The sequence below is a fragment of the Curtobacterium sp. LFS084 genome, from assembly GCF_047977705.1.
GTDB lineage: Bacteria > Actinomycetota > Actinomycetes > Actinomycetales > Microbacteriaceae > Curtobacterium.
On sequence record NZ_JBFPFM010000001.1, the window covers coordinates 223,917 to 249,218 of the forward strand.

Annotated in this window: 28 protein-coding genes; 9 read left to right on the forward strand and 19 right to left on the reverse strand. The window is 72.8% G+C overall.

Going from position 1 to position 25,302, the window contains the following annotated elements; genetic code table 11:
• Positions 1-45: 45 nt before the first annotated feature.
• From ACNQOV_RS01130 to ACNQOV_RS01145, 4 genes are all read left to right on the forward strand, one after another.
• Positions 46-534 (forward strand): DUF4126 family protein, encoded by a 489-nt coding sequence (locus tag ACNQOV_RS01130; protein ID WP_416392999.1) that lies wholly within the window; start codon positions 46-48, stop codon positions 532-534.
• A gap of 119 nt (positions 535-653) precedes the next feature.
• Complete coding sequence (locus tag ACNQOV_RS01135) at positions 654-1,625, forward strand: NAD-dependent epimerase/dehydratase family protein (protein WP_416393000.1); 972 nt, start codon at positions 654-656, stop codon at positions 1,623-1,625.
• A 60-nt stretch (positions 1,626-1,685) separates the two neighbouring features.
• Positions 1,686-2,069, forward strand: coding sequence for a hypothetical protein (locus ACNQOV_RS01140; RefSeq protein WP_402266356.1), 384 nt, complete (start codon positions 1,686-1,688; stop codon positions 2,067-2,069).
• Positions 2,066-2,401, forward strand: coding sequence for a helix-turn-helix domain-containing protein (locus tag ACNQOV_RS01145; RefSeq protein WP_031261729.1), 336 nt, complete (start codon positions 2,066-2,068; stop codon positions 2,399-2,401). Before ACNQOV_RS01140 ends, ACNQOV_RS01145 begins: the two co-directional genes overlap by 4 nt.
• Before the next feature lie 2 nt (positions 2,402-2,403).
• Here the strand turns inward: ACNQOV_RS01145 and ACNQOV_RS01150 are convergent, their stop codons facing one another.
• The 4 genes from ACNQOV_RS01150 to ACNQOV_RS01165 form a co-directional block, all read right to left on the reverse strand.
• On the reverse strand, positions 2,404-3,594 hold the full coding sequence (locus tag ACNQOV_RS01150) for an MFS transporter (RefSeq protein ID WP_022906252.1): 1,191 nt from the start codon (positions 3,592-3,594) through the stop codon (positions 2,404-2,406).
• On the reverse strand, positions 3,591-3,797 hold the full coding sequence (locus tag ACNQOV_RS01155; protein WP_022906253.1) for a hypothetical protein: 207 nt from the start codon (positions 3,795-3,797) through the stop codon (positions 3,591-3,593). The genes ACNQOV_RS01150 and ACNQOV_RS01155 overlap by 4 nt, the downstream gene beginning before the upstream one ends.
• On the reverse strand, positions 3,794-3,970 hold the full coding sequence (locus tag ACNQOV_RS01160; RefSeq protein ID WP_416393001.1) for a hypothetical protein: 177 nt from the start codon (positions 3,968-3,970) through the stop codon (positions 3,794-3,796). The genes ACNQOV_RS01155 and ACNQOV_RS01160 overlap by 4 nt, the downstream gene beginning before the upstream one ends.
• A 63-nt stretch (positions 3,971-4,033) precedes the next feature.
• On the reverse strand, positions 4,034-5,194 hold the full coding sequence (locus tag ACNQOV_RS01165) for a PQQ-dependent sugar dehydrogenase (protein ID WP_416393002.1): 1,161 nt from the start codon (positions 5,192-5,194) through the stop codon (positions 4,034-4,036).
• A 170-nt stretch (positions 5,195-5,364) separates the two neighbouring features.
• Here ACNQOV_RS01165 and ACNQOV_RS01170 point away from each other — a divergent pair, with 170 nt between their 5' ends.
• Positions 5,365-6,030: an SDR family NAD(P)-dependent oxidoreductase gene (locus ACNQOV_RS01170; RefSeq protein WP_402266371.1), complete on the forward strand. Its 666-nt coding sequence runs from the start codon at positions 5,365-5,367 to the stop codon at positions 6,028-6,030.
• A 28-nt stretch (positions 6,031-6,058) separates the two neighbouring features.
• On the opposite strand, the gene ACNQOV_RS01175 is transcribed toward ACNQOV_RS01170, so the two are convergent.
• The 9 genes from ACNQOV_RS01175 to ACNQOV_RS01215 all read right to left on the reverse strand — a co-directional run bounded on the left by ACNQOV_RS01175 (position 6,059) and on the right by ACNQOV_RS01215 (position 15,249).
• Positions 6,059-6,853 carry an SGNH/GDSL hydrolase family protein gene (locus ACNQOV_RS01175; protein WP_416393003.1) on the reverse strand — a complete coding sequence of 265 codons (795 nt, stop codon included), beginning with the start codon at positions 6,851-6,853 and terminating at the stop codon, positions 6,059-6,061.
• A 131-nt stretch (positions 6,854-6,984) separates the two neighbouring features.
• A complete protein-coding gene (locus tag ACNQOV_RS01180; protein ID WP_416393004.1) occupies positions 6,985-9,813 on the reverse strand; it encodes a hypothetical protein in 2,829 nt (942 codons plus the stop codon).
• Entirely contained in the window at positions 9,810-10,541 is a 732-nt protein-coding gene (locus ACNQOV_RS01185; RefSeq protein ID WP_416393005.1) for an ABC transporter ATP-binding protein, read from the reverse strand. Before ACNQOV_RS01185 ends, ACNQOV_RS01180 begins: the two co-directional genes overlap by 4 nt.
• Positions 10,538-11,116: a PadR family transcriptional regulator gene (locus tag ACNQOV_RS01190; protein WP_022906258.1), complete on the reverse strand. Its 579-nt coding sequence runs from the start codon at positions 11,114-11,116 to the stop codon at positions 10,538-10,540. The genes ACNQOV_RS01185 and ACNQOV_RS01190 overlap by 4 nt, the downstream gene beginning before the upstream one ends.
• 166 nt (positions 11,117-11,282) lie before the next feature.
• Positions 11,283-12,164: an aldo/keto reductase gene (locus ACNQOV_RS01195; protein WP_416393006.1), complete on the reverse strand. Its 882-nt coding sequence runs from the start codon at positions 12,162-12,164 to the stop codon at positions 11,283-11,285.
• 109 nt (positions 12,165-12,273) lie between these two features.
• On the reverse strand, positions 12,274-12,855 hold the full coding sequence (locus ACNQOV_RS01200; protein WP_416393007.1) for a YdeI/OmpD-associated family protein: 582 nt from the start codon (positions 12,853-12,855) through the stop codon (positions 12,274-12,276).
• Between the two features lie 38 nt (positions 12,856-12,893).
• On the reverse strand, positions 12,894-14,432 hold the full coding sequence (locus ACNQOV_RS01205) for an FAD-binding oxidoreductase (protein ID WP_416393008.1): 1,539 nt from the start codon (positions 14,430-14,432) through the stop codon (positions 12,894-12,896).
• Positions 14,429-14,665 carry a hypothetical protein gene (locus ACNQOV_RS01210; protein ID WP_022907020.1) on the reverse strand — a complete coding sequence of 79 codons (237 nt, stop codon included), beginning with the start codon at positions 14,663-14,665 and terminating at the stop codon, positions 14,429-14,431. Before ACNQOV_RS01210 ends, ACNQOV_RS01205 begins: the two co-directional genes overlap by 4 nt.
• The gene (locus ACNQOV_RS01215; protein ID WP_416393009.1) at positions 14,662-15,249 is read right to left on the reverse strand and encodes an acyl-CoA thioesterase; all 588 of its coding nucleotides are present in this window, start codon (positions 15,247-15,249) and stop codon (positions 14,662-14,664) included. Before ACNQOV_RS01215 ends, ACNQOV_RS01210 begins: the two co-directional genes overlap by 4 nt.
• 130 nt (positions 15,250-15,379) lie before the next feature.
• Here ACNQOV_RS01215 and ACNQOV_RS01220 point away from each other — a divergent pair, with 130 nt between their 5' ends.
• Positions 15,380-16,366, forward strand: a complete 987-nt coding sequence (locus ACNQOV_RS01220) for an aldo/keto reductase (RefSeq protein ID WP_402266398.1) — start codon at positions 15,380-15,382, stop codon at positions 16,364-16,366.
• Between the two features lie 76 nt (positions 16,367-16,442).
• Here ACNQOV_RS01220 and ACNQOV_RS01225 read toward each other — a convergent pair whose 3' ends face one another.
• Positions 16,443-16,925, reverse strand: a complete 483-nt coding sequence (locus ACNQOV_RS01225) for an FBP domain-containing protein (RefSeq protein WP_022907023.1) — start codon at positions 16,923-16,925, stop codon at positions 16,443-16,445.
• A gap of 181 nt (positions 16,926-17,106) precedes the next feature.
• Entirely contained in the window at positions 17,107-17,994 is an 888-nt protein-coding gene (locus ACNQOV_RS01230; protein WP_416393010.1) for an SAM-dependent methyltransferase, read from the reverse strand.
• 38 nt (positions 17,995-18,032) lie between these two features.
• Between ACNQOV_RS01230 and ACNQOV_RS01235 the strand changes: the two genes are divergently transcribed.
• On the forward strand, positions 18,033-18,299 hold the full coding sequence (locus ACNQOV_RS01235; RefSeq protein WP_402266405.1) for a hypothetical protein: 267 nt from the start codon (positions 18,033-18,035) through the stop codon (positions 18,297-18,299).
• A gap of 187 nt (positions 18,300-18,486) precedes the next feature.
• Here the strand turns inward: ACNQOV_RS01235 and ACNQOV_RS01240 are convergent, their stop codons facing one another.
• The 3 genes from ACNQOV_RS01240 to ACNQOV_RS01250 form a co-directional block, all read right to left on the reverse strand.
• On the reverse strand, positions 18,487-19,392 hold the full coding sequence (locus ACNQOV_RS01240; protein WP_402266408.1) for a helix-turn-helix transcriptional regulator: 906 nt from the start codon (positions 19,390-19,392) through the stop codon (positions 18,487-18,489).
• A gap of 78 nt (positions 19,393-19,470) precedes the next feature.
• Complete coding sequence (locus ACNQOV_RS01245) at positions 19,471-20,745, reverse strand: hemolysin family protein (protein WP_402266411.1); 1,275 nt, start codon at positions 20,743-20,745, stop codon at positions 19,471-19,473.
• An 83-nt stretch (positions 20,746-20,828) separates the two neighbouring features.
• Entirely contained in the window at positions 20,829-21,764 is a 936-nt protein-coding gene (locus tag ACNQOV_RS01250) for a M23 family metallopeptidase (RefSeq protein WP_402266414.1), read from the reverse strand.
• A gap of 162 nt (positions 21,765-21,926) precedes the next feature.
• On the opposite strand from ACNQOV_RS01250, the gene ACNQOV_RS01255 reads away from it, so the two are divergent.
• On the forward strand, positions 21,927-22,421 hold the full coding sequence (locus tag ACNQOV_RS01255) for a hypothetical protein (protein ID WP_402266417.1): 495 nt from the start codon (positions 21,927-21,929) through the stop codon (positions 22,419-22,421).
• Positions 22,422-22,449: 28 nt separating this feature from the next.
• Here ACNQOV_RS01255 and ACNQOV_RS01260 read toward each other — a convergent pair whose 3' ends face one another.
• Complete coding sequence (locus ACNQOV_RS01260) at positions 22,450-22,815, reverse strand: hypothetical protein (RefSeq protein ID WP_416393011.1); 366 nt, start codon at positions 22,813-22,815, stop codon at positions 22,450-22,452.
• 190 nt (positions 22,816-23,005) lie between these two features.
• On the opposite strand from ACNQOV_RS01260, the gene ACNQOV_RS01265 reads away from it, so the two are divergent.
• Positions 23,006-25,216, forward strand: a complete 2,211-nt coding sequence (locus ACNQOV_RS01265; protein WP_416393012.1) for an NADP-dependent isocitrate dehydrogenase — start codon at positions 23,006-23,008, stop codon at positions 25,214-25,216.
• Positions 25,217-25,302: the final 86 nt, after the last annotated feature.

A 25,302-nucleotide genomic window follows, 5' to 3' on the forward strand; every position in this document is an offset into this window, starting at 1 on the left:
TCAGTGCTCGGGAGTAGCGTCCGGACCGACACGACAGGAGCACCGATGAGCATGAAGCACGAGCAGCACACCCTGGTCCGCACCCTGGCACTGGGCTTCCTCTCCGGCGGCCGCAGCGCCACCCCGCTGGCCGTCATGGCCCTGAACCACGACCGGTCCTCGCTGAAGGGGTCGTGGCAGGACTGGAAGGTCTTCAGCACGCCCCTCGGCCGCGGCGTCCTGGTCGCCTCGGCCATCGGCGAGCTGATCGGGGACAAGCTGCCGCAGGCCCCGAACCGCATCTCCCCCGCCGGCCTCGTCGGGCGCGTGGCGTCCGGCGCGCTCGTCGGTGCCGCGCTCGGCACGACCGGTCGTCGCGACCTGCGCATCGAGGGCGCGATCCTCGGTGGCGTCGGCGCGATCGTCGGCAGCTTCGTCGGCTGGGGCGCCCGGAAGCTGGTCGGTGCGACCACGCACCTGCCGGACCCGGTGGTCGGGCTCGCCGAGGACGCCGCGACCATCGCGGGGTCCGTGAAGGTGATCACCGCCGACTGACGGTCCGGACCGCCTGCGGGACGGGAGGGACGGTGCCAGCCGGCGCCGTCCCTCCCGTCCGTCACAGGGGTTCCGTCCGGGCCTGCCACGCCCGGCCGCGTGCGCCTACCGTGACGGGCATGCGCATCGTCGTCATCGGGGCCACCGGCCACATCGGCACCTTCCTCGTCCCCCGTCTCGTCCGGTCCGGTCACGAGGTCGTGACCGTCACCCGCGGGACCAGCACGCCCTACGCCGACTCCCCCGAGTGGCAGCAGGTCGAGCAGGTCACCGCCGACCGCGAGCAGGAGGACCGCGACGGCACCTTCGGCCAACGGATCGCCGGGCTCCGTGCCGACGCCGTCGTCGACCTCGTCTGCTTCACGATGTCATCCGCCGAAGCCCTCGTCTCGGCCCTCCGCGGGACCGGCACCCACCTCGTGCACTGCGGGTCGATCTGGCGCGCCGGGGCGTCGCACGTCCTGCCGATCACCGAGGAGAACGGGACCGAGCCCTTCGGCGACTACGGCGTGCAGAAGGACGCGATCGCCCGGATGCTCGGGCGTGAAACCGCCGACGGGGGTTTGCTGACGACCTCGTTGCACCCCGGCCACATCAGCGGTCCGGGGTGGATGCCGATCGGACCGCTCGGCAACCTCGACCCGACGGTGTGGACGAAGCTGTCCGCCGGCGAGCCCGTCGAGGTCCCAGGCCTCGGTGCCGAGGCGATGGCGCACGTGCACGCCGACGACGTCGCCCAGGCCTTCCAGCTGGCCGTCGAGCACCGCGACGAGGCGGCCGGTGAGGACTTCTTCGTCACGGCGTCGACGGCGCTGACCGCCCGTGGGTACGCACACCTCGTCGCCTCGTGGTTCGGCCAGGAGGCGCGGCTCGAGTCCGTCTCGTGGGACCGGTTCCGCGAGACCACGGACCCGGAGCACGCGGGCGCCAGCTGGGAGCACCTGTCGCGCAGCCAGGTGTTCAGCACCGAGAAGGCCCGGCGGCTGCTCGGCTACGAACCGGCGTACACGGCCGAGGCGACGGTGCTCGACGCGTTCCGGTGGCTCGTGGAGCACGACCGGGTCGACCTCGCGCGCCCCCTCGCGATCTGAGGTTGTGCTTGCGCGTGTGATCAGTTGCGGCTAATATCAGTCGTGGCTAATGTGCGATGCATGCAGATCGACTGGCCTCGAGAGTTCAACGCGCAGCTCGACCGGCTCGACGCTGACACCACCGAACGGGGTCGGCGGCGGCTCGAGTTGCTCACGTTCATGCTCAAGCGGCTGCGGGACCTGGATGCAGCGCCGACGGAGGACACCGCTGTGATCAAGCGAGTCCGACAGTCGAGGGAACACGTCGTCTGGCGGGTTTCGCACCCGTACGTCCAGGGGATCGCGCTCCGGTTGATCTGCTGGTTCCCGCCGGGTACGGACCGTGTCGTGGTCGCGCTGTTCTCCGGCGACAAGGCCGCGATGGGTGACGTGTTCTACGAAACGGTCGGCGTCCGTGCCGACCGACTGATCGACCGGTGGGTCGACGAGACGAAGGAAGCATGATGGGCGAGAAGGACTTCGTGCACGGCAACGACCGCCTCGAGCGGATGCTCGAGCGGCCTGGCATGGCCGACGCCGTGGCGGCGCTCGAGACGGAGGCGGACGAGCTCGACCGGATCCACGCCATGAGCCTCGCGATGGTGCGGGAAGCCGGCAAACGGACCCAGGTCGAGATCGCCCACGAGCTGGGGATCAGCCAGGGAGCGGTGTCCCAGATGGAGCGTCGTGAGGACATGCTGCTGTCCACGCTCCGGAGCTACATCACCGCGGCCGGCGCGGAGAACCCCCGGATCATCGTGACCGTCAACGGACGTGACGTCGAACTCGCGATCTGAGGTCAGGCGCTGGCGGTGACCACGAGCCCGCGGCGGCGGTGGACCGCCCAGACCGTCAGGGCGAACCCGACCAGGACCGCGCCGCCCACGGTGACCGCTGTCCAGCCGCCGGTGTTCCAGAGCACCGAGGCGAGCGCCGAGCCGATCGCACCGCCGACGAAGTTGCCGGTGACGAAGGCCGTGTTGAGCCGGCTGCGCGCCGCGGGGTCGATCGCGAAGAGCCGCGTCTGGTTGAGGACGTTCGTCGCCTGCACGCCGACGTCCAGCAGGACCACCGCGACGAGGACGACGACGATCGACGTCGACCCGATCCCGGCGACCACGAGCGAGACGAGCACGAGGGCGATCGCCGCCCCGGTCACAGGCACCGAGTGGCCGCGGTCGTGCAACCGACCGACCCGCTGCGCGGCGACCGCCCCGGCGAGCCCGGCCAGGCCCACGAGCCCGATCGCGCTCGTGGAGTACCCGAACGGCTCCGCGCTGAGCAGGAACGTCAGCGCGGTCCAGAACATCGTGAAGACGGCGAACATCGCCGAGCTGATGACGAGGGTCACGCGCACGGCCCGGTGCGCCGCGACGGCACGGAACACCGAGGCGATGAGCGTCGGGTACCGCACTCGGTCCCGTCGGTCGAGCTCGGGGATCGCCCGCCGGAGCAGCACGGCGAACAGCAGGGCAGCGGCGGCGGCGACCACGTAGATCGCGCGCCAGCCGAACGCGTCCGCGACGAGCCCGCTGACCGTGCGGGACACGAGGATGCCGGTGAGGACACCGGAGGCGATCGTGCCCACCACCCGGCCACGCGCGGCGGGATCGGCGAGGTCCCCGGCCAGCGGGATGAGCAGCTGTCCGGCGACGGTGGTGAGGCCCACGAGCGCGAGCGCGACCAGGAGCACGGCGAACGACGGGGCCACGGCGGCGAACAGGAGCGCGATTGCAGACGCCACGAGCACCCCGGGGACCAGACGTCGGCGGTCGAGCACGTCCCCGAGCGGCACCACGAGGAGGATGCCGAGCGCGTAGCCGACCTGGGTGAGCGTGACGAGCAGCCCGGCCACCGCGGCGGACGTCCCGAGCGAGGACGCGATCTCGTCGAGCAGCGGCTGCGCCCAGTAGAGATTGCCGACGGCGGCACCCCCGGCGACCGCGAACAGCAGGGTGCGGGCGGGCGTCATCCCCGCACGGGTGGTCACGGACGCCGCCGGAAGAGCTCCGCGAGGTGCCATGGCCCCGGTGCGAGTCGGACGGCCGCCTCGGCGCGGATGCGTTCCTCCCGGGCTCGGTCGCGGACGAGTTCCTCGATCTCGCGCTCGGCACGCAGGCGGAACCGGACCCGCTCGAGGAACGTCAGCGGCCCCGCGGTGCGGGTGGTCGGGATCGAGTCGGTCTCGCTCATGCGTCCTCCGTCTCCGGGACGGCGGCGACCGTGGTCGCCGCGAGGTCGGCGAGGAGCTGCAGGCCCCGGACGCGTCGGGCGCCGCCGCCGAAGTCGGGCAGCCTGACCTGCTGCGGCGTCACGCGCGCACGGCGGCTGCGGAGGAAGTCGCGGACTTCGGCCTTCGTGTCCATGTCCTCCACGGTAGGTCCGATCGACGGGTCGGAGCAGGGGCTGCTGGTACCCGTCAGGGCCGGTCAGCTCGTGGCGAGCGGCACCGAGACGATCCGGTCGTCGCCGTCCGTCGGGTCCCCGCGCCCGTCGGTGTTGTTCGTGACGAACCAGAGCGCGCCCTCGGGCCCCTCGAGCACGGTGCGGATCCGCCCGAAGTCCCCGGCGAAGTACTCGGTCGAGGTCGAGGGGTCGTCGGCGGGGACGGCCCGGACGACCTCGCCCTGCAGGTTCGCGATGAACACGGTGTCGTCGATCACCGTCAGGCCGCTCGGCGAGGCGTCGTCGGTCGCCCACTGCTGCACCGGGTCGACGAACCCCTGGTCGGTGCCGCCGGTGCCCTCGACCTCGGGCCAGCCGTAGTCCTTCCCCGGCTCGATCACGTTCAACTCGTCCCAGGTGTCCTGCCCGAACTCGGACGCGAACATCGTGCCGTCGGCCGTCCACCCAATGCCCTGGACGTTCCGGTGGCCGAGGCTCCACACCGGCGAGCCGGGGAACGGGTTGCCGCCGGGCACCTCGCCGTCCGGGGTGAGCCGCAGGATCTTGCCGGCGAGCGAGTCCCTGTCCTGTGCGTCCGAGCCGGTGCCGGCGTCCCCGACGCTCGCGTAGAGCATGCCGTCCGGGCCGAACGCGATCCGGCCGCCGTTGTGGAAGCTGTTCGACGGCAGCCCGTCGATCACCGTCGTGGCGTCACCGAGCGCGAACGACCCGGCGCTCCCGGTCAGCTCGTAGCGCTGGATGCGGTTGCCGTCGTCGCCCGTGGAGTACACGAAGAGGTCGCCCTCGTGCAGCGCGAGCCCGAGCAGGCCGCCCTCGCCACCCTGCCGGACGCCCCGGACCGTGCCGACCTCGCGCGTGCTCCCGGCGTCGGTCAGTTCGAGCACCTTCGCGGAGTCGCGTTCGCTGATCAGCGCGTCGTCGCCCTCGCCGGTGCGGACCACCGACCACGGGGCGTCCAGTCCCGTCACGACGTCGGTCGTCTCGCCGCCCGGCGCGAGCTGGCCGGCGGCGCTCGCCGCGGACGGTGCCGCGCTGGCCGAGGGGCCGCTCGTCGCGGACGCACGGCCCTCGAGGGTGCGGGCGCCGTCGTCCGTGCAGGCGGCGAGGACGAGGGTCGCGGCGGCGACGGTCCCGAGCGCGGCCAGGGTGCGGCGGGTGCGGTGGCGGCGAGCGGTGGTGTGCACGGTGGTCCTCCCGGGTCGTGGGTCGATTGCACTCGTGGCGGTCGGGAAACCCCTGGGTGGCACTGGCACCACCCCCCTCGGGTGCGCGGAGCGGCCTACGGTCGGGGACGTGCAGTGCCGCGCGGCCCGAAACCGGCGGCACACGACCTGACCACCGGAAGGACCACCGCATGACCACCATCGCCATCGTCGGAGCCGGCAAGGGACTCGGCCTCGCCGTCGCCGAACGCTTCGCACGGGAGGGCTTCTCGATCGCCCTGGTCTCCCGCAACCAGGACCGCCTGGACTCCCTCGCCGCCGAGCTCCGGGAGCACGGCCACACCGCCGCCGGGTTCGCCGCGAACGTCCGCGACGGGGACTCGCTGCGCGCTGCCCTCGAGCGTGCGACCGAGCAGCTCGGCCCGATCGAGGTGCTGCAGTACAGCCCCCTGCCCGCCAAGGAGTACATGCGACCGGTGCTCGAGACCACGGCTGAGGACCTCGTCGGCCCGATCGAGTTCTCGGTCTACGGCTCGGTCAACGCCGTCCGCCAGGTGCTGCCCGGCATGCGCGCGATCGGCCACGGCACGATCCTGTTCGTCAACGGCGGGAGCGCGGTGCGCCCCGGCGCGCGGGTGACCGGCACGTCGGTCGCCTTCGCGGGTGAGAGCGCCTACGCGCAGCTGCTGCACGACGCCGTCCGGGACGAGGACGTCCACGTCGGTCAGCTCATCATCCCGTTCGGCATCGACGACGGGCAGCCGGAGCACTCCGGTGCGGCGATCGCGGACCGCCTGTGGGCGATCCACACCGAGCGCGGTGCGTTCCGAACGTACGCCGAGCCGCTGCCCGAGTGACCGACGTCCGCCCCCGGTCGCGTCGCGGTCAGCGTGCGGCGCGCGTGATCGCGGTCGCCATCACGCGGGCGACGACGACGTTCGTCGCCGCGTCCCCGTGGATGCCGTCCGCCGAGGCGCCCCGGACCCACGCGCCGTCCGTCTGCCGGAACCGGGCGAACGGGTCGACGTACGACCAGCCGTGGTCCGCCGCGTCCCGCTCCAGCGCCCGGCTGAGCACGAGCTGTCCCGACCGACGGTCGGCGCCCCACTGGCTCCAGGTCCAGTCCGACGGCGGCCCGGAGACGACCAGCACGTGCTGCGCGCCGACCTTCCGGACGACGGCGTCCACGTTCGCGATCGTCGTCGCGGTCGGGATCGCCTGGTTCACGTCGTTCGTGCCGAGTTCGACGACGAGGACGTCCGCGTCCGGCACGGGGCCGATCTCGTGGAGGACCTGGTCGGAGCGGTAGCCGCTGTGCGCGTAGCCGCCGACGGCGTGGAACCGGGTGTCCGGCACGAGGTCGTGCAGCCACGAGTCCGGCCGTGCCGTGATCGAGTCGCCCGCGTACGCGAAGGTGGTCGCGCCGGGCCGGTCGCCGGTGCCGAGTGCACCGGTGACGGCGTCGCCCGGGGTCGCGGCACGGAGCCGGGTCCCGCCGGTGGTCGTGGTGTCCGCGCGTTCGACCGGGGCCGCCGTGACGTGGCTCGTGGACGGAGCGCGCTCGGCTGCGGCGGTACTCGCCGACACGACGGCCGTGCCGACGACGAGGGACCCGCCGGCGACGAGGCCGGCGGCGGTGACGATGCTCGCGACGAGGGCGAGACGACGGGTGCGGGACACGACATCAGGTATCCCCCGGATCCGCCTGCCGTACCAGTCCCCAGACCTGGGGAACCGCGCCGTTGGCTGTGGGTCTTCGCGGCCGTTCCCAGCCGGCCGCCACCGTCGGGTCCGGGACCCGCCGCGTCCGGTCACGGCGTGCGCCGGAGGGCCACGCGGTGGCGGCGACCCGCGAAGAGCCAGGTCCCCGCGGTCACGAGCACCGGCAGCCCGATCGCGAGGAGCGCGAGCACGGGCCAGTCCGCCACGAACGGCAGGTGCGTGGTGCCCGTCGGCCCGGCCGTGAACCGGAGGGTGAGCGCCCGGATGGGCAGCAGCCCGAGCAGCGTGCCGATCACCGCACCGACGGTCGTCAGGATCGCTGCCTGCCACGCCGACACCCGTCGCCGGAGCACCGGTGCCGCACCGACCGCGTCGAGGACCTCGTCGTCGCGTCGACCGTCCGACCGCGCCAGCCCGATGGCGACGGCGGTCGCGCCGATCGTCACCGCGGCGGCGAGGGCGAGGACGATCGCCTTGACGATGCCCTGCGCGTCGACCGGACCGGTCTCGTACTGGAAGTACGGGCCGCCCCAGCGCTGGCGGTCCGCGCCGCCGAGGCTCTGCCACGCCGAGGTCAGCTCGTCGGACTGCGCGGGGGTGATCGGCTCGGTCTGTTCCGTCACGAGCATGCCGTCCACCGCCGGGACCCGGTACCGCTCGGCGGTCTCCGGGGTCATGAAGACGCCGACCTGGATGCGGGGGGTCTGCACGTCGAGCACGGCGGGGATCGTGGTCGTGGCGTCCGGACGGGTCTCGGCCGTGATCGCGGGGCTGTTCGACGTCTGGTCGCGGAACGCGTCGATCCGGACCTGGCCGTCGTGCGCGTACTCCGGCCACAGGGCGACGGCGCGGCCCGAGGTGAGTGCGTCGCGGACCTCCGCGGACGGACGGTGACCGGTGAGGACGGCGTAGTCGTCGACCGTGCCGGTCCAGATGTGCGGCGCCGAGGTGTCCTGCGACTCCAGGTACCGCGAGCAGGACGTGGTGTCGTTCGTCGGGCAGTCCGTCCGGCCCCAGGAGTGCAGGAGCGAGATCGTCGACGGTCGGTCGCCGGCGATGTCGGGCACGACACCGAGCACGCGGACCCGGTCGTGGTCGAGGACGCCGGAGACGATCGTCGCCGCCTTCGCCGTGACGGAGGCGTCGTACCCGCTGTCGCTGCCGTCCTCGTTCGAGAGCGACACGTCGGCCGTCGCGACGCCCACGGCGGTGCGGTACTCGTAGTCGCGGACGAACTGGGCGTGCTGCGACGCGCTCCACGTGATCACCACCGAGGCCACGAACACGACGCTCATGACGCTCGCGAGCACCGGCACGGTGCGCACCGGGTTGCGCCGGGCGTCCCGCGCGGCGAGGCGGGCGGAGAGCCCGAGCCGCGTCGCGGTCCTGGACACGAGGGCGAGGAGCCACGGTGACGACATCGCGACCCCGAGCTGCATGAGGCACGGGCCGATCGCGACACCGGCGCCGACGATCCAGGCGAGGTGGTCCTGCTGCACCGGGCGGTCGTTGAGCAGGAGCACGCCGGCACCGCACGCCAGGGTCATCACGCTGCCCGCGACGACGAGCACGGGTGCCCAGATCCGTCGGCGGCGTTCGGCGCGCGGGTTCACCGCGGCAGGCCGGAGCGAACCGCGGAGCGCCGCGAGGACGTTCACCCGGGTCGCCGCACGGGCCGCGACGAGCGCCGACACGAGACCCGCGAGGACGGCGGCGGCACCGATCGACAGGACCAGGCCGGCCGGGATGTGCAGCCCCGGCCACGTGCCGACGTTGCCGTTGTCCGCGAGACGGAACGCGAGCACGCCGACACCGGTACCGAGCGCGACCCCGAGGACGGCGCCGGTGAGCCCGAGCACCAGCCCGGACCCGGCCACGATCGACCGGACGAAGCGACGGTCCCCACCGACGCTCGTGACGATGGCGTACGAGCGGGTGTCCGCCCGGGTGCCGACCAGGAACGCGGCGCCGGCGAGCAGGGCGACCTCGAACATCGCGAAGACGCCGAGCAGCGCCATCGCCCCGAGGAACCAGCCGATCGGGCTGCTGAAGCCGGCGCCGTGCAACCGCTCGTCGGGCGGGTCGAGCACGACGGGACGCGACTGCACCGTGATGCCGTGCGCGTTCAGCGCGCGGATCTCCGACCACGTCGGGGCGTCCGAGGCCAGGTACACGGTGACGTCGTACGGTGCCGGGCCCGCGTCCGTCATCGACGGCGTGGTGGTGCCCCACGGCAGGAAGACGCCCTGGGCGCCCGGGTCGGACGCGGCGTCGCGCATGGTGCCCGTGATCGTGAAGCGCTTCGTCACCGGGTCGGTCAGGTCGACCGTGTCACCGATCGACGCGCCGAGCCGCTGGAGCGTGGCCGGTGTGACCATGAGTTCGTCGCGGCTGGTCGGTGCCGCACCGTCGAGGACGTGCCAGTGGCCGTCGAGGACCCGTGACCAGACCGAACCCTCGACCGCCTGGATGCCGATGGGGCCCTTCGGACCGGTCAGCACGATCTGCGCCGAGGTGACCGGGATCGACACGGCACCGGCGGGGACGTGGTCGAGGAGGTCGGCGAACCGGGCCTCGCCGTCGGACTCGGCGACCGGGCTGCCCTTCGCCGACTCGGTGTACTGCCACTGGACCGGGTCCTGCCGCATGCCGGGCAGGTCCGGGCCGACGACCTGCATCTGCGCGACCGCGTGCCCGAGGTCGTAGCGCAGTGCCTCGGCCTGGGTGGGCTGGGTGGACTGCACCACGACGGACACCGCGGCGAACCCCGCGGTGGGGATGCCGATGAGCGCGACGATGAGCGCCGCCCGTCCGGCCTTCGCGAACGCCAGCCGTCGACCCAGCCGGAGCGCCGGACGCAGGGCGAACGGGGTGCGGCGGGCCGGGCGGGCGTCGGCACGGCGCCGACGCGCACTCACGACGCGGCTCGGTCCATGAGCGCCATCTCGACGCCGGAGTACACGGTCTCGTCGACGACCCGTCCGTCGCGGAGGAACACGATCCGGTCCGCCCACGCGGCGTGCCGGGCGTCGTGGGTGACGAGGAGTGCACCGGCCCCGGCGTCCACGTGGCGACGGAGCATGCGGAGCACGACCTCGCCGGTCTGCGAGTCGAGGGCGCCGGTCGGCTCGTCGGCGAGGACGAGTCGACGATCGCCGACGACCCCTCGAGCGATCGCGACGCGCTGCTGCTGGCCGCCGGACAGGTCGTCCGGGAAGGCGTCGGTCCGGTGCCCGAGCTCGACGTTCTCGAGTGCGAGCTCGGCCGCGCGCCGGGCCCGGCTCGCCTTCCACCCGTCGAGCTCGAGCGGCAGCGCCACGTTCTCGACCGCGGTCAGCGAGGGGATGAGGTTGAAGTCCTGGAACACGAACCCGACGAGTCGACGACGCAGGGCGGCGAGGTCCTTGGCCGGCCGGTCGGACACGAAGGCGCCGTCGATGACGACCTCGCCGCTGGTCGGCGGCAGGAGCGTGCCCGCACAGGCGAGCAGCGTCGACTTGCCGGAGCCCGAGGTGCCCATCACGGCCACCATCTCGCCGCGGGCGATCCGCAGGTCGATGCCGGCGAGGGCGGTGACGGCCTTCGCGCCGGAGCCGTACTGGACGCTCACGGCGTCGAGCTCGAGGAGCGGCGTCCCGGCGTTCACCGGGCGCTCCGCACGGCTGCGTCGGACGGCTCGGCGACGTCGGTCGACCCGGGCGCCGGGGACGGTCGGAACCGGGCGACGCTCGCCTCGACGTGGTCGAGCCAGCGGACGTCGGCCTCGGCCTGGAACAGCATCGACTCGAGCACGAGCGACCAGGCGAGGTCGTCCGCCGGGTCCGAGGAGCGCTTCAGCCGGGTCAGGTCCTGCAGGTTCCGCACGGCGGCGGCGCGCTGGACCTGGACCAGTCGCGGGACGTCGACCCCGGGCACGGTCACGGCGAGGGCGAACTTGATCGCGAGCTCGTCGCGACCGCGCTTCGGCGGGACGGGCTCGCTGAACCAGCGTGCGACCTCCTCGCGACCCGCGTCGGTCGCCGTGTAGACGACGTGTCCGTCGTCGTCGGCGTCGCCGCGGGCCACGAGTCCGTCGCGTTCCAGGCGGTCGAGCGTCGTGTAGACCTGGCCGATGTTCAGCGGCCAGCTGCCCCCGGTCCGGTGCTCGAACTCCCCCCGGAGCTGGTACCCGTACCCGGGTCCGGCCACCAGCAGTGCGAGTACGCCCATTCGTACGCTCATGTCGTCTTCCCCCTCGATCCGTCCGCCTTGGACATACCGAGTATGCCCATACTCGGTATGCATGCGCAAGGGGGCGTTCCGGACGGGGCAGCAGACGGACGCGAGGCGCGGTGCCAGCTGGCACCGCGCCTCCTGTCCGGTGGGTGGTCGCGTCCGCGACCCGGGGTCAGGACCCCAGCTTCGACAGCTCCTCGAACTCGTCGTCGGTCAGCTCGACGGTCGCGCCCGCGAGGTTGTCCTCGAGGTGGGCGACGCTCGACGTGCCGGGGATGGGGAGCATGACGGGCGAGCGCTTGAGCAGCCAGGCCAGGGCGAGCTGGGCCGGGGTGGCGCCCTTGCGCTCGGCGATCTCGGTCAGCGGCGAGTCGCTGCCGGTGAGACCGCCGGTCGCGAGCGGGAACCACGGGATGAAGCCGATGCCCTGCTCGGTCGACCAGTCGAGGAGCTCCTCGGCGTCGCGCTTCTGCAGGTTGTAGAGGTTCTGGACGGAGACGATCGTCGCGATCTCCTGCGCCGCCTTGACCTCGTCGACCGACACCTCGGACAGACCGATGTGCCGGATCTTGCCCTCGTCCTGCAGCTTCTTCAGCTCGCCGACCTGGTCCTCGAGCGGGACCTTCGGGTCGATGCGGTGGAGCTGGAACAGGTCGATGCGCTCGAGGCCGAGTCGGCGGAGGCTCATCTCGGCTTCCTGCCGCAGGTACTCCGGGCGGCCGACCGGCGGCCACTCGTTCGGCCCGGTGCGGGTGAGGCCGGCCTTCGTCGCGATGACGATGTCGTCGCCGTAGGGGTGCAGTGCCTCGCGGAGCAGGTCCTCGGCGACGTAGGGGCCGTACGAGTCGGCGGTGTCGAAGAAGTCGACGCCCAGTTCGACCGCGCGCTTGAGGACGCGGATCGCCTCGTCGTGGTCCTTCGGGGGTCCCCAGACGCCGGGGCCGGTGAGCTGCATGGTGCCGTAGCCGAGGCGGTGGACCTCGACGTCGCCCCCGATGCGGAAGGTGCCGGAGGCGGCGGCCGGACGGTTCGTGGTGTCGGTGCCAGTGGTCATGTCCCCGGTCTACGCCGCGTTCGTCGCAGCGCGCTGAGTCGGTGTCCCCCGGGATCGGTCGGAACCGGTTCGGCTCGCTCTCACCGTGGCTCGTGCCGGTGTCGGCGCGTCAGGGCTTCCGTGGGTACGGGGTCTCGCCCCGCTCGAGCCCACCGACCAGCTTCGCGAGCCGGTTCGCCCGGGACGTCGCACTCGGCGCGGTCGCGATCCGGTGGAGCACCGCGTACCGGTTCGTGGCGTCGAGTCCGGCGAACAGGGCGGCCGCGGCCGGTGCGGCGTCGAGCGCTGCCCGCAGGTCGTCCGGCACCGTGGCCGTCGCGGCACCGGCGTAGGCACGGTCCCACCGGCCGTCGCCCTTGGCACGGTCGACCTCGGCCTGGCCCCGGACGCGCATACGCCCGTCGGCGACGAGCGTGGCGACGAGGCCGATGTTCCGCTCGGACCAGAGCGACGCCTTCCGCCGCGGGGTGAACCGCTGCCGGAAGGTGGCCGCGTCGCGCCCGCGCTTCTGCCCGTCGATCCACCCGGAGCAGAGGGCCTCGTCGAGCGCCTGGTCGTAGGTCAGCGTCGTCGGCTCGGTCGTGCCCTTCTTCGCGAGGACGAGCCACACGCCGTCGAGTTCGTCCTCGTGCGCGTCGAGCCAGGCACGCCAGGCGGCGGCGTCCGGCAGGACCAGGTCGTCGGCGTTCATGCGGTCATCGTAGGGCGACCCACCGTCGACGGGTCGGTTCACACCCAGTGCGGTTGCGAGAGCACCCCGTCCGGGTCCGCCTGCTCGGCGATGCGGTGCAGGCGCGAGGTGTTGTCGCCGAAGTACGCCGAGGGGTCCGTGATGGCCGCGTCGCAGTAGTTCGCGTAGGCGGCGTCGCCCCACGCCGGCCGCATCGCCTTCCGGAAGCCCCGGACGTAGGCGTCGAAGGGCGCCGGGTCCGATCCGTCGGCGAAGACCGCGGTGTACTGCACGGTCATGAGCGCGGACCGCCACGGGAAGGCCGAGTCCGTCCGGCCGACGTCGGCCACGACGCCGCCGAGGGCATCGAGGGAGACACCGCCCTCGAGGTTCCCCGGCACGTCGCCGGCCGCGTCCGCCCGGGCGACGAGCACGTCGATCTGCGCGTCGGTCAGCTTGACCGATCCGATCGAGGAGGTCGCCGCCTCGGACACCCGCTGCGGCTTGCCGGCCAGCGCGGCCATCGCGGACCCGTACGTGCGCTGCGTTGCGGTGTGGGCCAGCGGCTTCGCCCCGGTGGCGGCGATGAAACCGTCCACGGAGGTGTCGGCACCGGTCTTCGAACCCGTCCACACACCGGTCACGGTGACGGTCGGCGCGGTGTGGCGGGTGCCGTTCAGCAGCTTGAGCGTCGACCACAGCTGCGGGTCGGCGGTCGGCGCCCAGTCCTGCCAGGCGCGCACCACGGCAGCGGCGGCGGACCACGCGAAGGTGATGGTGAAGAGCAGGACGGGAGGCGCGGCCTGGGTCCGGTAGGTCAGTGCGGTCACGACGCCGACGGTCCCGCCGCCCCCACCGCGGCAGGCCCAGAAGAGGTCCGGTTCGGCCGAGGTCGAGACGTCGTGCACGGCGCCGTCCGGGGTGACGAGCGTGACGCCGGTGAGCTGGTCACAGGTCAGACCGAAGGAGCGGACGAGCACGCCGACCCCGCCGCCCAGGGTGAGCCCGCCGATGCCGACGGTCGGGCAGGAGCCGGCGCCGATGGCCCGACCGGCCGTCGCGAGTGTGGCGTAGACGTCCCCGAGCTGTGCGCCGGGGCCGATCGTCACGGTGTCGTCGTCGTGCAGTTCGATGCCGTCGAGGTCCTGCGTGCTGATGACGAGCGACCGTGGGACGTCGGTGCCGGGTGCGCCGCCGGCCGACCACCCCGTGTACGAGTGCCCGCCGGCGCGGAGCGCGACCGGGGTGTGCGTGTTCCGGGCGAAGGCCAGCCCGGCCTGCACGTCGGCGACCCCGGCTGCGCGCAGGATGCCCTGCGGATCGGCGTCGTCGTAGCGTGGGTTCTCGACCAGGCGAGCAGTGTTCCACCCGTCCGACCCCGAGCGCAGCAGCCGTCCGGAGACCGCGGCGGCGAGGGCGTCCCACGAGTCGGGGCCGCCGGGTGTCGGTGACGCGGTCGGGGTCCTCGTGGGTCCGGGTGTGCCCGTGGCCGACGGGGACGGGGACGGTGCCGGTCGACTGCACGCGGCGAGCACCCCGGCGATGCCGAGTCCGACTCCCCCGGCGAGCACCGTCCGCCTGGTGGCGGGCCGGGTCACGGGCCGGAGACCCCGCCGCCGGCGCCGGAGACGCCCGGGTGCGCGGACTTCGACAGTCCCTCGGTCACCGAGTGCGCGGCATCGGCGTCCGCTCTCGCCTGCGCCCCGAGCCGCGGGTCGGCCGGTCCGAGGTGCGCGAGGCGCTTCGCGCGTCGGTGGTTCTGCACCTCGAGCACGGTGATGACGGCGGCGATCAGCACCGCGATGCCGATCACGATCCACACGATGGTCATGACGTCCCCTCTCGTCCCGGGGCATCCGCCCCCCTGCCCGCGAGCGTACCCGAGCTGCTGATCCGGGTGGCCCCGGCCCAGTCGTGCACCCACTCCGGTACCGACAGGTCCCGGTCGGTGGCACCCGCGGCGTCCAGCAGCTCCGCCGGGGACACCGTCCCACCGGTCCGCAGCAGGAACCGCGCCTGCACCACGGCTCGAGCCACCACGGTGCCGCGTCGGACGAACGTCTGCTCCAGGTAGGCCGCGCGGTCGTCCATCCCGAACACGCGCGTCACGAGCTCGAACCGCTGCCCGAGCGTCAGGGACCGCTTGTACGTGATGGTCTGCGCGGAGACCACGGGGTACCAGCCGCGCTCGGCGATCGCACCCCAGAACCCGGAGCGCAGCATGAGGTCGAGTCGCCCGAGGTCGAGCATCGACAGGTACTTCCCGTTGTTCACGTGGCGCAGCGGGTCGAGGTCGGTCAGGGTCACCCGGAACGGCGTGCGGACCTCGTCCCAGAGCGTCGGTCGACGTCCACCGACCGCGGGGCGGAGCCGGACGCGCAACCGGAGCAGGAACAGCCGGAAGTACAGGTTCACGCTCCGATCACACCAGGGTCGGGTCGGGAACGCGCGGAACCTTGGAGGAACCGCACGAACGGGCATTCCTGGCTGACGGGTCCGGTCAGTGCCTCCCTCCAACCGAGGGACCCGGAGTAGACCTGCACCCATGCAGACACGCACGCTCCGAGACCTCGAGGTCGGCCCCGTCGGCCTCGGCACCATGGGCATGAGCGCCTTCTACACGGGCGCCGGCACCGACGACGACGAGTCGATCCGCACGATCCACCGCGCGATCGACCTCGGCGTCACCCTGTTCGACACCGCCGAGGCCTACGGCCCGTACACGAACGAGGACCTGCTCCGCCGGGCCCTCGGGGACCGTCGGGACGACGTCGTCATCGCGACGAAGTTCGGCCTGATCACCCACACCCCCGGCGAGACCGAGCCGAGCACCCAGCGCGGGATCTCGAGTGCGCCCGAGTCGGTGCGCGAGGCGCTCGAGGGCTCCCTGCGACGGCTCGGCACCGACCACATCGACCTGTACTACCAGCACCGCGTCGACCCCGCCGTCCCGATCGAGGACGTGATCGGGCAGCTCGCCGGCTTCGTCGAGGAGGGCAAGATCCGGCACATCGGGCTCTCCGAGGCGAGCGCCGCGACGATCCGGAAGGCCCACGCAGTCCACCCGATCACGGCCCTGCAGAGCGAGTACTCGCTGTGGACCCGGGACCCGGAGGGCGAGGTGCTCGACACCCTCCGTGAGCTCGGCATCGGTCTGGTGCCGTACTCGCCGCTCGGCCGCGGGTTCCTGACCGGCGCGATCACGAAGCCGTCCGACCTCGACTCGGACGACTTCCGCCGTGCGAACCCGCGGTTCGCCGAGGCAGCGTTCGCCGAGAACATGCGGATCGTCGACGCCGTCAAGGACATCGCGTCCGAGGCGGGCGGCACCCCGGCGCAGGTGGCCCTGGCCTGGCTGCTCGCGCAGGGTGACGACGTCGTGCCGATCCCCGGCACGAAGCGGGTCACGCGGCTCGAGGAGAACGTCGGCGCCACCGACCTCACCCTCACCGCCGACCAGGTCGCGCGCCTGTCGGCGCTGCCGGTCCCCACGGGCGACCGCTACCCGGACATGTCGTCCATCGGTCGCTGACCGCACGACCCGACGGCCTGGAGGCGCGGTGCCGGCCCGCACCGCGCCTCCGGGCCGTCTGCTGGTCGCGCCGGTCCTAGACCTCCGCGGCGAACGACGCCGCGCGCAGCTGCAGGTCCTCGATCCGCTGCCGGCGGGCGGCCTCGACGTCGAACCCCTCGTACGCCAGGGGCGGCGTCCGCCGCACGTTGCGGGAGCACTGGAAGTCCTGGCAGACGAGCGTGCCGACGGTGTTGCCGTTGCGCCCAGCCGGCCCGGACCGTTTCGCGCTGTAGAACACGACGTCGTTCGGCAGCTTGACGTCCTGGCACCACGAGCACTGGGCCCGGGCGCGGGGGGACGCCTCGGCCTGCCGGAACAGGATGCCGACGAGTTCGCCCTCGAGCGTCGGCACGACGGCGTACGCGCGGCGCGCGAGCTTCGGGTCGCGCCAGCCGAGGTAGTCGAGCGCGTCCCAGTCGAGGGTGTCGAGGTCCCCGGGCAGGGTGAGGTCGCCGGTCTCCTTGCGGGAGGCGTTGACGAAGGACGTGCGGATGGTCTTCTCGCTGATGGGCAGCATGGTGGTTCGCTCTCGACAGGGCCCGGGGCACGCGGACGCGCGCCGCACCGGGCGGAGGGTCTCAGGGTTCGATGACGGCGGCCGCACCGCACGGTGCGACCGGGGGCATCACGCCCTGATGTCGGCGAAACGGGCGCCGACCACCTCCTGGAAGCTCACGGGACCAGCCTACGTCGACGTGTCAAGCGCGCGGCGGCACCGCGGTGACGAGGACGAGTGAGCCCACCCGTGACGGCTGCGTCCGGAGGGCGCCGTGCGCACGGTCCCAGTCCCCGGAGTCCAGCGCGTTCCGGAGCGCCGCGACCGAGCGGCGTGCGGTCAGCTCGTCCACGAGGCCCCAGGCGGGGTCGGCCCGCCGCGCCGCCGCGTCGAGGAGCCGCTCCGGTCGGGCGTAGTACGCCTCGGAGAACCCGTCGACGCACGTGAACGGGATCGGCAGCGGGGTGGTCGTGACGGTGTCCCCGGCGAGGGCCGCGGCGATGCGGCCCACCGGCGGGTACCGCCCGGCCTCGGCCGCGGTGACCTCGGGGGCGTACTCGGCGAGCCAGAAGTCCGGGACGCGGTCGGGGTCGGACGTCAGGACCACGATCGGACCCTGAGTCACCCGGCGCACCTCGGCGAGTCCCCGCTCGGGGTCGACCCACCCCTCCACGGGGAACGTCACGACCGCGGCGTCGAAGCGGTCGGCCGGGAACGGCAGCGCCCAGGTGCCGGATCCGTCGGTGGCGTCGGCGTCGGCGTCGGCGTCAGCGTCGGAGTCGGAGTCGGAGTCGCGTTGGGTGTCGGTGTCGGTGTCGGTGTCGGTGTCGGAGTCAGTGTCGGTGGTGGCGTCGGTGTCGCTGGCGGCGTCGGTGTCGATCGCGTTCGTCGACGTCGCCGCGGTGACCGCGCGGTCGGCGGGCACGGAGGACACCGCGCCGTCACCCACCTCGAGGACCGTCCGGGCGTCGCCGAGGGCGGTCGCGACCGCCCGGACGAAGGACGGCTCCGGCCGGCGGTACTTCCGGTGGTCCTGCTCCGCGCGAACGGCTCCGGGCTCCCCCGCTGGGCCGTCCGCCGTCCTCGTCACGGCCCCAGCCTACGGACGGTGCCTGCTACCGTCGCCCCATGATCTCCGGGGGATTCGCCGTCGTCAGCCTGCTGTACGTCGCCTTCGTCGTGGCGCTCGCCGTCCTGACGGTCGCGCTCATCGTGCTCGTCTTCGCGGCGATCCGCGTGCTGCGCCTCTCCGCGACGGAGCGGGTGCTGCGCATCGAGCGGCTGCGGTACCGGGCGATCGTCGACGGCATCGCCGGCACCGACGACGGCAGTGCCGCGACCGACGACGGTGGCGCGGGCACGGACGCGACCGGTCCTGCGGCTCCCACCACCTGACACCGCCCCTGGCGATCCGCCGTGACCGTTCTGGTTCGGGGATCCCGGGGATCGCGAACCGGAACGGTCAACGACGCGACGGCACGGGTTGCCGAGCGGCCTCACCGGACCGATCGACCGTGACCGGACCGATCCACCGTGACCGGACCGATCCACCGTGACCGTTCGGGCCCACGGGGGCTCCGGGTCAGTCGACCGACTCGGTCTCCGACGCGCGCAGTGCCGCGTAGTGCTCGGCGCGTTCCGTGGCGGCCCACGACCCGAGGAGTGCCAGCGAGCGCTCGGACTCGCTGCCGGGTTCGGCCGAGTACGAGAACATCACGAGCCCGGGGTCCGCGACGAGCTCGAGGGCCTCGTAGTCGAGCCGGAGTTCGCCGACGATGGGGTGCACGATCCGCTTCTTGCCGGTGCGGTGCATCCGGACGTCGTGCGCGGCCCACCAGGTGCGGAACTCCTCGCTCCGGGTGGACAGTTCGCCGACGAGGGTCACGAGCCCGGGCTCGCACGGGTTCGACACCGCGGCCGCGCGGAGGATCGCCACCGCGTCCCGGGCGGTCTGCGCCCAGTCCGCGAAGAACTCCTTCGCCGCCGGGTCGAGGAACGTGAAGCGGGCGGTGTTCACCGGGCGCCCGGGTCCGGCGAACATCGGCGCGTACAGGGCACGACCGAGGTCGTTCGTCGCGACGACGTCGCCGCGCTCGTTCCGCACCCACGCGGGCGCTCCGGTGATCGAGTCGAGCAACCGCTGCACCCCGGGCCGGACGCGGGTCGGGACGTTCCGGTGCATCACCTTCACGCCGGAGTTCGCCAGGCGCGCGAGGTCCCACAGGTGGACGCGCTCGTCCTCGTCGAGCTGGAGTGCGGCGGCGAGCCCTTCGAGCACGCTGTCCGACACGCCCTTCAGCGAGCCCCGCTCGAGGCGCGTGTAGTAGTCGACGCTCACCCCGGCGAGCATGGCGACCTCGTGGCGTCGCAGCCCCGGCACCCGCCGGACGCCGCCGCCGAACGAGGGCATGCCGACCTGCTCGGGGGTGAGCCGCGCCCGCCTCGAGGACAGGAAGTCGCGGATCTCGTTGCGCACGTCGATACCCATGCGACGAGCGTACGTCCCGTGCCTGGTACCCCGGCAGGCCCTGCCCGTACCCGGGAGGCCCTGCCCGGGACCGCGACCTCAGGCGGCGACGTCCGCCGTGATGCGCACCCGGGCCACGCGGTGCCCGTCCATCGCGGTGACCTCGAGCCGGTACCCGTCGACCTCGACCACGTCGCCGACCTCGGGCACGCGGTCGAGCGCCACCTGCACCAGGCCGCCCACCGTCTCGTAGTCACCGTCCGGCAGCGTCGGGCCGCCGTCGGCGGCGAGGTCCTCGAGCACGGTCGCCCCGTCGACGCCGTCGTGACGGGCCGCCTGCTCGTCGAACTCGGCGGCGTCCCACTCGTCCCGGATGCGTCCGACGAGGTCCTCGAGCAGCGCCTCGAGCGTGACCATCCCGGCGCTCCCGCCGTACTCGTCGACGACCAGGGCGATCTGGTGGCCTTCGGTGCGCATGTCCGCGATGGCGCTCGACAGCGACTTCGTCTCCGGCAGCGCGAGCACGGGACGGACGAGGGTCGACACCGGCCGGGTGGGGTCCTCGGGTCGCAGCAGGTCGCGCAGGTGCACGAACCCGGCCACGTCGTCGCGCGAGCCCTCGGTCACGAGGTACCGCGTGTGGCCGACCTCGATGGCGTGGTCGGTGGCCTCGGCGATGGTGGTGTCGGCGGCGATGGTCGCGACGTCGAACCACGGGCGCATCGACTCGCGGAGGATCCGGTCGCCCGCGTCGAGGGCACTCCGGGCGATGCGGCGGCCCTGGGCGTCGATGGCGTCGTGCTCCTCGACGAGGCCGCGGAGCTCCTCGGTGCTCATCGACTCGCTCCGGGCGTCCGGGTCCCCGCCGAGCAGTCGCACCACGGCGTCGGTCGACTTCGAGAGCAGCCAGATCACCGGGCGCATGAGGGTGGCGAACCGGTCGAGCGTCGGCGCCACGGCCATCGAGAAGCCCTCGGCCCGCTGCAGGGCGAGCCGCTTCGGCACGAGCTCGCCGAACACCAGCGACAGGTAGGCGATCACGAGGGTCATGAGCACCAGTGCGACCACCTCGGCCGCGCCCTGCTCGAGGCCGATGCCGGTGAAGAGCGGGGCGACGTCCGGCGCGATCGAGGACGCACCGTAGGCGGCAGAGAAGAACCCCGCGACGGTCACGCCGATCTGCACGGCGGACAGGAAGCGGTTCGGGTCGCGACCGAGCTCGGCGACCCGCATCCCCCGCGAACCGCGACGCTCGAGCTGCTGCAGCTGTGACTCGCGCAGGGAGACGAGGGCGATCTCGGCCGCTGCGAACACGCCGCCGACGAGCACGAAGAGGACCACGAGCCCGAAGGCGATCCAGGTGTCGGCTCCCATCAGCGGGCCACCGGCTCAGATCGGCGTCGGGCGGGCGGTCTGTGGCAGTCGTCCATGCCTGTGACTCTGCACAGGAAACCTGATCAAGCGGTGAGGGAACGCCCGATGCGCGCTTCGAGCCAGGCCTCTGGGTCGATCGGCGTCACGCCGTCCATGAGGACTTCGAGGTGGAGGTGTGCGCCCGTGGAGACGCCGGACGACCCGACCTTGCCGATGAACTGCCCCGCCTCGACGGTGTCGCCGGCCCGGAGGGGCGAGGAGCCGGGGATCATGTGCCCGTAGAGCGTCGAGACCTTGCGGCCGTCCACGACGTGGTCGATGATCACCGCGGTGCCGTACGAGAAGTACGTGCCGGAGACCCGGACGGTGCCCGCGGCGACGGCGCCGATCGGCGCACCCATGCCCGGGTTGAAGTCGAGGCCCTGGTGGAGCGAGGAGCAGGCGCCGCAGGGAGCCGCACGGTAGCCGAAGCCCGAGCTCATCCGCACCGGACCGGGGAAGGGCGAGCGGATCTCGCCGCCGTAGGACACCGACGTGCCGGGGGTGCCCGTCGAGCCGCCGCCGACCGTGAACCCGTCGCGGTCGAGGGCCGAGGCGGCGATCGCCTGCGTGACGGCGTAGTCCTGCGTGCGCACGGACGGCGCGAGGGTCGCGGTCGCGATCGAGGTGCCGACGCTCGCGTGCGCGGGCATCGCGGACGCGGCGAACATGGCGAGGGCCGCCAGGGCGCTCGTGAGGGTGATGCGGCTGGCGCGGCGGGACCGGGAGGCGCGGGTCGCGCGGACGACGGCGGGCGCGGTCGGCGCGGGTCGGCGGACGACGCGCTGGACGCGGGGGTCGACGTGCTCGGTCGCGGCGCGTGCGGCTGCCGTGCGACGACCGGTCGGCACCGGCTTCGATGCACGCTCGCGGCGGGCCGGCTTCCGGGCTGCGGCGCGCTCGGCCTCGAGGGCGGCGCGACGGGACAGGTGCACCACCGGGGTGTCCGGGTGCTGGTCGAGTTCGCGTGCAGTCGTCATGGCCGCCCACCATTCTGCACGACTCTGTCGCTTTGTACAGGTCCTTTCGTGATCTCATCGTTACCGAGTGCTGGGAGGGTGCTGATCCCCGAGGCCCGCGGCGGACCCCGACGACGCCCGGTCAGTAGTGTCCGCAGTGAGCGAGCCGAAAGGACCCTCCACATGGCCCGAAGACCGCGCGAGCGGCACGAACCGGTCGACCTGGGCACGGCCCACGTCGTGCTCGCCGGCACGCAGGAACTCCTCCCCGTGCTCCGCACCGCTGCCGTGCGGGCTGGTGTCGACGCGGCTCGGATGCGGGTGGTCGGGGTCGACGACCTGCCGGACCCCGCCGAGACGTGGGACGCCGAACTCGCGGTCATCGCGATCCGTCGACCGGGCGACGATCCCGCGTTCCACCGCGCGCACGAGGCCGCCGAGATGATCGACCCGCTGCTGGCGCCGCACGCCGTCCGGATCGTCGTGACGGTGTCCGGGCTGACGCGTCTCGCCCCGAAGATCGAGCGGACGCTGACGTCCGAGGTCCTGCACCAGATCGGCGCGGCGTCGGCGCCGTCCGGGTTCGAGCGTCCGTTCCGGACCTTCCGGATGCGCCTCGGGCTCGCGGCGCTGAAGACCGCCGGTGTCCGCGTGTTCCGGGTGCGCATCGGCGAGTGACGCGCGCAGTCCGGGTCGGACCGGGCGGTCAGTCCCCGTCCGGCTCCGGAGTGTGGACGGACGAGGCGTTCACCGCGTGGTGCGGCGGGGCGACGTGGGCGACGAGTGCCACGCTCCCTGCGGCGAGGACGAGCGCGAGCGTGCCCGCGGTCACGGCGGTCCCGATCCGCCGCAGCCGCGAGCCCGACCCGCGGTCCCGCGGCGCGAAGCGGGCGAGCCCGCGTCGGGGCGTCGGCCCCACCAGCCAGGGGCCGGAGCCGTCCTCGTCGTAGGAGAACGGTCCCGAGCCGTCCGGTGCGTACCGGTACGGTCCGCTGCCGTCCACGGCGTAGGCCGAGCGGAGGTCCTCCGCGGACCAACCGAAGTCCTCCGGTGTCTGCCGTGTCGTCGCCATGTGCGCCTCCTGGTCCGTGTGTCGCGGAAGACCAGTCGACGGGACGTCCCTATGAGTCGCCAGTGCGCCTCCAGAAAGCGGACCGAGCATCCGCTCCACGCAGGCGGCACCATGTATCTTGATGTCGAGACATCCCGCTGCGCGAGTAGCGTGGACGTACCGACGGTCGAACAAGGGAGTACCCGCCAGCATGGCCAAGATCATCTACACCCTCACGGACGAGGCGCCGTTCCTCGCCACCCACTCCTTCCTCCCGGTCATCCAGGCCTTCGCCGGCACCGCAGGTGTCGACGTCGAGACCCGCGACATCTCGCTCTCCGGCCGGATCATCGCCCAGTTCCCGGAGCGCCTCACCGCCGAGCAGCGCCTGGACGACGCCCTCGCCGAGCTCGGCGACCTGGCGAAGACGCCCGAGGCGAACATCATCAAGCTGCCGAACATCTCGGCGTCGATCCCCCAGCTCAAGGCCGCGATCAAGGAACTCCAGGCGCAGGGCTACGACCTGCCGGACTACCCCGACGAGCCCGCGACCGACGAGGAGCGCGACACCCGCGCCCGCTACGACCGCACCAAGGGCAGTGCCGTCAACCCGGTCCTCCGCGAAGGCAACTCCGACCGTCGTGCCCCGCTCTCCGTCAAGAACTACGCCCGCAAGCATCCGCACCGCATGGGCGCCTGGAGCCACGACTCGAAGACGAACGTCGTGACGATGGGCGCGGACGACTTCCGCTCGAACGAGCAGTCCTGGATCGCCCCGGCCGACGACGTCCTGACGATCGAGTTCGTGGGCAGCGACGGCGAGACCACGGTCCTGAAGCAGTCGATCCCCGTCCTCCAGGGCGAGGTCGTCGACGGTACGGTGCTGCACGTCCGCGCGCTCGAGGCCTTCCTGCGGGACCAGATCCGCGCGGCCGACGAGCAGGGTGTGCTGTTCTCGGTGCACCTCAAGGCCACGATGATGAAGGTCTCGGACCCGATCATCTTCGGGCACGTCATCCGCGCGTTCTTCCCGACCGTCTTCGAACGCTTCGGCGCCGACCTCGCCGCCGCCGGGCTCAACCCGAACGACGGCCTCGGCTCGATCCTCGCCGGGCTCGACGCCGTGCCGAACGGTGCGGAGATCAAGCAGGCCTTCATGGACGGCATCGACGCGGGCCCCGAGCTCGCGATGGTCGACTCCGACAAGGGCATCACGAACCTGCACGTCCCGAGCGACGTCATCGTCGACGCCTCCATGCCGGCGATGATCCGCACCTCCGGCCACATGTGGGGTCCGGACGGCGAGGAGCACGACACCCTCGCGGTCATCCCGGACTCGAGCTACGCGGGTATCTACCAGGCGACCATCGAGGACTGCCGTGCCAACGGCGCCTTCGACCCGGCCACCATGGGCTCGGTCCCGAACGTCGGGCTGATGGCGCAGAAGGCGGAGGAGTACGGCTCGCACGACAAGACCTTCGAGGTCCCGGCCGCCGGCCGCGTCCGCGTGGTCACGAGCGGCGGCGAGACGGTCATCGAGCACGAGGTCGAGGCCGGCGACATCTGGCGCGCCTGCCAGACGAAGGACGTCGCCATCCGCGACTGGGTGAAGCTCGCCGTCACCCGCGCCCGTGCCACCGGCTCCCCCGCGGTGTTCTGGCTCGACGAGAGCCGTGCGCACGACGCGAACCTCATCGGCCTCGTGCGGACCTACCTCGGCGAACACGACACCGACGGCCTGCAGATCGAGATCATGTCGCCCGAGGACGCGATGCGCTTCTCGCTCGAGCGCATCCGCCGCGGCGAGGACACCATCTCCGTCACCGGCAACGTGCTCCGCGACTACCTCACCGACCTGTTCCCGATCATGGAGCTCGGCACCTCGGCGAAGATGCTCTCCGTGGTCCCGCTCCTCGGCGGCGGCGGCCTGTTCGAGACCGGTGCCGGTGGTTCGGCGCCGAAGCACGTCCAGCAGCTCGTCGAGCAGAACTACCTGCGCTGGGACAGTCTCGGGGAGTTCCTCGCGCTCGCGGTCAGCCTCGAGCACCTCGCGGGCGTGACCGGCAACGAGCGCGCGAAGATCCTCGGCGAGACGCTCGACCGTGCCACCGGGACCTTCCTCGACGAGGACAAGTCGCCGGGGCGCAAGCTCGGGTCGATCGACAACCGCGGCAGCCACTTCTACCTGGCGAAGTACTGGGCACAGGAGCTCGCGGCGCAGACGCAGGACGGCGACCTGGCGGCGTCGTTCGCCGAGATCGCCGCGAAGCTCGACGCCCAGGAGCAGCAGATCGTCGAGGAGCTGAACGGTGTGCAGGGTCACCCGGCCGACATCGGCGGCTACTACCGTCCCGACGACGCCAAGACGAGCGCGGTCATGCGCCCGTCCGCGACGCTGAACGCGACGCTCGCCGCGCTGTAGGCGCGAGCGACGACGGCCGGGAGGCGCGGTGCCCGCAGGCCCCCCGCCTCCCGTCCGTCCGTGCCCGCGCCGCGCCGATCCGGGTG